9 protein-coding genes are annotated in these 6,102 nt (G+C 39.7%); 5 read left to right on the forward strand and 4 right to left on the reverse strand.

Features of this window, described 5'->3' with window-relative positions:
* The first annotated feature begins 11 nt into the window (after positions 1-11).
* The 5 genes from SGI74_03760 to SGI74_03780 are packed head-to-tail and all read left to right on the forward strand — an operon-like array spanning position 12 to position 3,980.
* Positions 12-1,244: a phosphoglycerate kinase gene (locus SGI74_03760; GenBank protein ID MDZ4676604.1), complete on the forward strand. Its 1,233-nt coding sequence runs from the start codon at positions 12-14 to the stop codon at positions 1,242-1,244.
* A complete protein-coding gene (tpiA, locus tag SGI74_03765) occupies positions 1,241-1,990 on the forward strand; it encodes a triose-phosphate isomerase (GenBank protein MDZ4676605.1) in 750 nt (249 codons plus the stop codon). Before SGI74_03760 ends, tpiA begins: the two co-directional genes overlap by 4 nt.
* A gap of 34 nt (positions 1,991-2,024) precedes the next feature.
* Complete coding sequence (secG, locus tag SGI74_03770) at positions 2,025-2,393, forward strand: preprotein translocase subunit SecG (GenBank protein MDZ4676606.1); 369 nt, start codon at positions 2,025-2,027, stop codon at positions 2,391-2,393.
* A 13-nt stretch (positions 2,394-2,406) separates the two neighbouring features.
* Positions 2,407-3,243, forward strand: coding sequence for an AgmX/PglI C-terminal domain-containing protein (locus tag SGI74_03775; protein ID MDZ4676607.1), 837 nt, complete (start codon positions 2,407-2,409; stop codon positions 3,241-3,243).
* 38 nt (positions 3,244-3,281) lie between these two features.
* Positions 3,282-3,980, forward strand: a complete 699-nt coding sequence (locus tag SGI74_03780) for a PilZ domain-containing protein (GenBank protein ID MDZ4676608.1) — start codon at positions 3,282-3,284, stop codon at positions 3,978-3,980.
* Here the strand turns inward: SGI74_03780 and SGI74_03785 are convergent.
* The 4 genes from SGI74_03785 to SGI74_03800 form a co-directional block, all read right to left on the reverse strand.
* Complete coding sequence (locus SGI74_03785; GenBank protein ID MDZ4676609.1) at positions 3,977-4,426, reverse strand: hypothetical protein; 450 nt, start codon at positions 4,424-4,426, stop codon at positions 3,977-3,979. The genes SGI74_03780 and SGI74_03785 overlap by 4 nt on opposite strands.
* Before the next feature lie 12 nt (positions 4,427-4,438).
* Positions 4,439-4,753: a hypothetical protein gene (locus SGI74_03790; GenBank protein MDZ4676610.1), complete on the reverse strand. Its 315-nt coding sequence runs from the start codon at positions 4,751-4,753 to the stop codon at positions 4,439-4,441.
* Positions 4,754-5,422 carry an AAA family ATPase gene (locus tag SGI74_03795; protein ID MDZ4676611.1) on the reverse strand — a complete coding sequence of 223 codons (669 nt, stop codon included), beginning with the start codon at positions 5,420-5,422 and terminating at the stop codon, positions 4,754-4,756. It lies immediately after the preceding gene.
* A gap of 72 nt (positions 5,423-5,494) precedes the next feature.
* Entirely contained in the window at positions 5,495-5,779 is a 285-nt protein-coding gene (locus SGI74_03800; GenBank protein MDZ4676612.1) for a hypothetical protein, read from the reverse strand.
* Positions 5,780-6,102 lie beyond the last annotated feature (323 nt).

The raw sequence follows: 6,102 nt of genomic DNA on the forward strand, positions 1-6,102 counted from the left end.
GTTCAGGACTTATTGATATTAAAACTATTGAAGAACTCAACATTGACGAAAAACGTGTTTTCATTCGCCTTGATCTCAATGTGCCCATGAAAGACGGAGTCATCACCGATGACACACGCATTCGAGGCGCGCTCCCCACGATTCAATACGCACTTAAACGAAAAGCAAAAATAGTTCTCGCAAGTCATTTGGGTAGACCCAAAGATACACCCGAAGATCGTGAAAAGTATTCTCTCTTAGCCGTTGGTAATCGACTAAGTGAACTACTTAACATTGAGGTTATCCTCTTTGAAGATCCCGTTGGTGAAGGCATTAAAGGTGTTTTAAGTGGATTAACTGAAAAACAAGTTCTTCTTTTAGAAAATACACGCTTTGTTTCTGGTGAAGAAAAAAACTCCATGGATATGGCAACTAATCTTGCTTCATTCACAGAAGTTTTTATCAACGACGCTTTTGGCGCTATTCATCGAGCGCATTGCACGGTGGCAGCACTTCCTAGTCTTGTTAAACATAGAGGCATTGGTTTTCTCATCAAAAAAGAAGTAGAGATGCTCGATAAACTGCTTCATCAAGCACAACACCCCTTTGTAGCTATTTTAGGTGGCGCAAAAGTGAGTGATAAAATGGGAGTCATAGATAACCTCATGGACCGCGTCGATGTTTTTGTTATCGGTGGGGCCATGGCTTATACTTTCTTAGCAGCTCAAGACATTACAGTTGGAACTTCTCTAGTTGAAAAAGATAAAATCCAATTGGCAAAAGATCTTCTCAAACGATTTAAAAATCGCGGCAAAAAACTAATTTTACCAATTGATCATGTGGTCGCAAAAGAATTTAAGGCACATGCCGATTCACAAAGAACTCCAACTCCAGCGATTCCTGATGGCCTGATGGGTTTAGATATCGGACCTAAAACTGTAGCTCTTATTCAAGAAGAATTACGAAATGCTAAAACAGTTTTTTGGAATGGTCCGATGGGTGCTTTTGAAACACAGCCTTTTGAAGTAGGGACTTTCGCTGTTGCAAAAACATTAGCAAACATCACTCATGAATATAAAGCAGTGACCATTGTAGGTGGGGGTGATTCTGTAACTGCCGTAGAAGCAGCAGGATTTACCTCACAAATGACTCATATTTCAACCGGTGGTGGTGCAAGTCTTGAGTATTTAGAGGGTCAAAAACTTCCCGGCCTTGAAGTACTTCGCCAAAAAGGTGTTGATGCAGTTCTTAAGGAATACACATGAGAAAAAAAATATTTGCCGGCAATTGGAAGATGCATCATGGCCCAAAAGAAACGTTAGCCTTTTTAAAAGAATTTAAAGAAATAGTTGCGCCCGATGCACATCGTGAATGGGTTTTTTTTCCGCCATTTGTAAATCTTATGACAATGCAAGAAACTCTAAACGGCAGTTTTATAAAATGGGGTGGGCAAAACTGTCACTTTGAGCAAAAAGGCGCATTCACTGGTGAAATCAGCCCTATGATGCTCAAAGAACTAGGATGCACCTATACGCTGGTAGGTCATTCAGAACGTCGACAAATTTTTGGAGAAACAGATTCTCTTTGTGCAAAAAAAGTAAAAGCACTTAATGAAGCTGGGGTTATCCCCATGCTTTGTGTGGGTGAAACACAAAATGAACGTGATGAAAACTTAACTAGCCAAGTTCTTAAAAAACAACTCCATGAAGGTTTAAGTTTATGGGATCCATCGCAGCCTTTAACATTGGCCTACGAGCCCGTCTGGGCCATTGGAACTGGCAAGGTCGCATCCCCTGCCCAGGCTGAAGAAGCCCATCAGATGATCAGGCAAGTCCTATCGTTAAAGTATGGCCCGGCAAGATCTGCTGAAATCCAGATACTCTATGGAGGCAGTGTTAAACCTGATAATAGCCGCGAATTAAGCGCTTTACCCAATATTGATGGATTCTTAGTGGGCAAAGCCTCACTAATACCAAAAACATTTGCTCTAATCGGTCAAACCCCCTTATAGTCCAGGAATTAGGAAATAAAAGGAGTTAATAGTCATGGAACAAGGTACTACACTCATCGCCATTTTACATATCGCAGTTGCACTGTTTTTAATCGTTGTTGTTCTCTTGCAAGACAGTAAAGGCGGCGGCGTTGGCGGTTCATTTGGTGGTGGCTCTAGCCAAACAATTTTTGGTGCCTCAGGTGCTGCTAGCTTCATGGTTAAACTCACTCGTGTTTGCGCAGTAGTTTTCATGCTCACCTGTATTGGACTCACATTAATGCTTTCAAGAAACTCAGGTCGATCGGTTGTTGACTCAATGCCCGTTGCGCCTTCAGGATCAGCGCCAGTCGCACCGGCCGTTCCAGCAGCACCCCTAGCTGTGCCAGCTCAACCAGCCCCCGCAGCACCAAGCGGCAAGTAAATAAGGAGAAACTTTGCGGAACCGCAAAGTCCAAAACATAGTTGCAGCTGCGCTCATCATCATAGCCCTTTTGGCCTTGCTCTTTCAGGGACAAATTTGGGAATGGTGGCAACGGTATTCATTACGCTTTGACTCACGTCCTGTGATCGCAGAAGTGGTAAGTGTTAATAAAAATGTGCGTTTTCGTTTACCTGAATCACTGACTTACTACAAAGCCTATAACCAACAAGGTCTTCACGCAAAAGACACAGTCTCAACGGACCTCGATAGCTCGGCCATCATTTCATTTAAATCAGGCCTAAAAGTAGAACTAGAACCAAACTCGTTAATCATCATTGAAGATTACGGCTCAGGCCCAGGCGCTTTAGAACTAACGTTCTTGCGTGGAGGTGTAAAAGTTTTAAGCCAAGGCGCTGGACCAAAAGTTAAACTCAAAGGTGCTGAAGTTTTAAAACTAAATTTGTCAATGCTTGATCGCGAAGCAAAACCAACTCCCCCTCTTACTGGCATTGGATTAGATGACATTAAACAAAAACAACGTGTTAAGAAGAAAAAAATTGAGAAAGAAACACTCCCCGATAGCTACATCGCCAGCGTTATTAAAAATCAAAAGACGTTTCTAAATCGCTGTTTCGCTCAACATTTACGACTTAACCCAGATGCCCGCGGGCGCATTGATACTTCCCTCACCATTGAATCAGATGGAACCATCAGCACAGCGCGCGTGATCGGCAGTACAATTCCAGACCCGGCACTTCAGCAATGTGTTGTGACAACACTTCAACGTGCGCGTTTTCGCTCGTTTAATGGAGATCCCATTATTGTGAATTATCCCATTAATTTTGAATGAACATGCAGACACTTGATTATCTATAGCGGGGGTGATTTATGTTTAAAAGTTTAAAAAATTTGTTTTTCCCTGAAAGCACCGCCACTGAGGCTCCCGTTAGCGGTCATATATATTTTGGCGCTGAGAAACGAAAACACGCACGTATTGCGTACCCATCTTTCGGAGCAATCGGGCGCCTTCCTACAATATTTCTGAACAATGTCAAATTACCTGTAGCGAATTTAAGTGTAGGTGGATTTTTGCTCACAAGCCCTCAACTGAATATGAAACCAGGAGATATTGGTCAATTTAAATTTACATGGAAAGTAGGTGCTGAGTTTGTTCAAAAGGCAAAACTACTGCGTGTAAATGGAACCCACTGGCATTTTAAATTTACCGATGTTGACCCACGATTTTATGTTCGTTTCTTTGATGTGACAAAACCCGGTGACCTTGGACGCTTTTGTATACAACTTTCAGAAAATGAAATTCCTAAAACCGATGGATTCATTGAGATGTGGAAAAACCCAGAAAAATATTTCGTGGGTTTTAAAACCACCGAAACAATCATAGATTTTGATGGACGTAAATTTAAGTATGTCTCAACTCAAGGACTTGTTTTAGATAATGGCACAATCGTTAAATCTGATGATCCGGTAATTGCTGACATTTTTCTTTTTTTAATTAATATTGTTCATCCAAGTTCAAAAGTACGCGAACTCATCGCTCAAATGACAGCACGCTATTTTAAGACTTAAGGTGAAGGAAGACTTATTACCCTGGTATGTTGTTGAATTAAAAATCTAAGTACAGCCGAAGTAAAACCTTCATCAATATTTTGTTCTTTAAACCAAGTGGCAGTACTTCTCATCATGACACTTAAAGTATCGATCATTTCTTTTTTATTCGCTGTAGATAATGTTTGAATTCGACCCATTCCATACCAATAAAAGTAAAGCCTGGTGGGCTCAAGTTCCATTTTTTTCCAAGCACCAATAAAACCAAACATCTCTAATGCAGAAATAATTTTACCGCTATTTTTTGCACCGTAATTCATGTCTTCGGGCAAACGCTTCATCAAATCTAAAAATTCTCTATCGTTAAATTTTGGTGATTTCACTGTGAAATCAAAAATCATATCAAACTTGGTATTAATATCTGTGGCTGAATCTATTTCCGCTAAAAATTGCGGGTAATTTTTCACATCATACTTTTCTCAATCAAGACCATCTGCTTTTTTGAATTGATATGGAGGGGCGATATCATTTCCGTATACTTTTCTGTAAAGTGTGAACTGTTCCTCAAGAGTCAATTCAGCTGCGACTACAGTAAATACAAGTGACCGTTTATCAGCTGAAGCCGTAATATTCACAACATCGCCTGACTTGACTTGATCTGCCGAAAGCAAATTCGTTAACGGATCTGCAATTAAATGTTCTACTGTACGACGAATACTTCGCCCGCCAAATTTTGCTTCATATCCACTTTTCAAAATAACATTTTTAGCCTCAGGAGAAACGTTGAAAAACACTTATGTCATAGTGTTGGCAAAGAAGTTTTTCCGCTGCACAGCGGCCAAGTTCATGTTTAACACTTTCAAAGATTCTTCTGGGGTAAGTTGTGAAAATACAAACGTCTTATTAATTCTATTTAAAAATTCAGGTGATAATCGTTTTCCTGCTGCATATAATGCGGCTTTCACAAGGCGATCATCACGTTTTTTCATTTGATCAGTGGCAGTGCCAGTATTTATTTTTGCAAAACCAATATTGTTATTTTCTGTAAGAATTTTTTGCATGTCACCCTGACCAAGATTACTTGTCAGTATAAAAATCGTATTTGAAAAATCAACTACTTTGTTTGAAGCCGTAGTCATTTTTCCAGTATCTAAGATTGCCAAAAGTAGGCGTTCAAGACTAGCACTCGCTTTTTCAATTTCATCGATTAAAACGATATTTACGTTATGTTTTTTACTAGTAATCTTAGCCAATATTTCAGGTGTAATGAGCGCTTCTGTTTGACCATGGCCTATGTAACCTGCAGGTGAACCAGTAAGTTTTGATATTGAATGTTCTTCTTGTAGTTCACCACAATCTACTCTAACCATTGCGTCTGGGTCACCATTGATTGCCTCAGCAATTGCTTCGGCCGTTAATGTTTTACCGGTTCCAGTAACTCCAAGTAATAAAAATGAAGCTATAGGTTTGTTTTTACTCTTTGTTCCACTAAAACCTCTTTGTACAGCTTGAGCTAATGTATACTTAAGTTCACTTTACCCAACCATAAGACGATCTAATTTATGTAAAACATCAAGTCCTTCAGTTCCAAGTTTTGTATGATCTAATTGAGGTTGCTCCCCAAGAATAAAAGAAATTCTACTTTCTGGATTTTTAGAAATTTTCCCCAAACTATCACTCAGTTCGTCACCAGTTAAACCTTGGAGTTCTTTTACACATTGGGATACCTTTACCAGTGCTGTCGATTGAGCAGCTTGGGCCAAAGTAGAAATAAAAATTGAAGCGACGAAGAGATTTAAAGTAAGAAATGTTTTTTGCACTGAAGCTGACTCCTGTTTGTTGAGAGTTCTATAATTACAAATGCAAATAGTATGTTGCGTGAGGATTAATATATTCGATTTAAGGGCCAACGGGGTGAGTATTAAAAAGTCAGTGTGACAAAATACGCTTAAAATTTTTGGGTCTCCGGCTTTAAACGGGGTGTGGCCATTTGAAAAAGAAATGATCAGTGTTTATCGATAGATGATTCAGATAGCCACAGCGTTGAATAATCGGCTTCTCACTGGTACAAATGTTTTTGCTTATGATGACCATGACAAAGAGTTTGCAGATTATGAGTATCATTTGTTCCATTCAAAGAGAG

It is taken from the genome of Oligoflexia bacterium, from assembly GCA_034439615.1.
GTDB lineage: Bacteria > Bdellovibrionota > Bdellovibrionia > JABDDW01 > JABDDW01 > JAWXAT01.

Bases quoted from the DNA above. Each gene is read 5' to 3' on its own strand.
- tpiA (MDZ4676605.1), top strand. From the start codon at position 1,241: ATGAGAAAAAAAATATTTGCCGGCAATTGGAAGATGCATCATGGCCCA.
- secG (MDZ4676606.1), top strand. From the start codon at position 2,025: ATGGAACAAGGTACTACACTCATCGCCATTTTACATATCGCAGTTGCA.
- SGI74_03780 (MDZ4676608.1), top strand. From the start codon at position 3,282: ATGTTTAAAAGTTTAAAAAATTTGTTTTTCCCTGAAAGCACCGCCACT.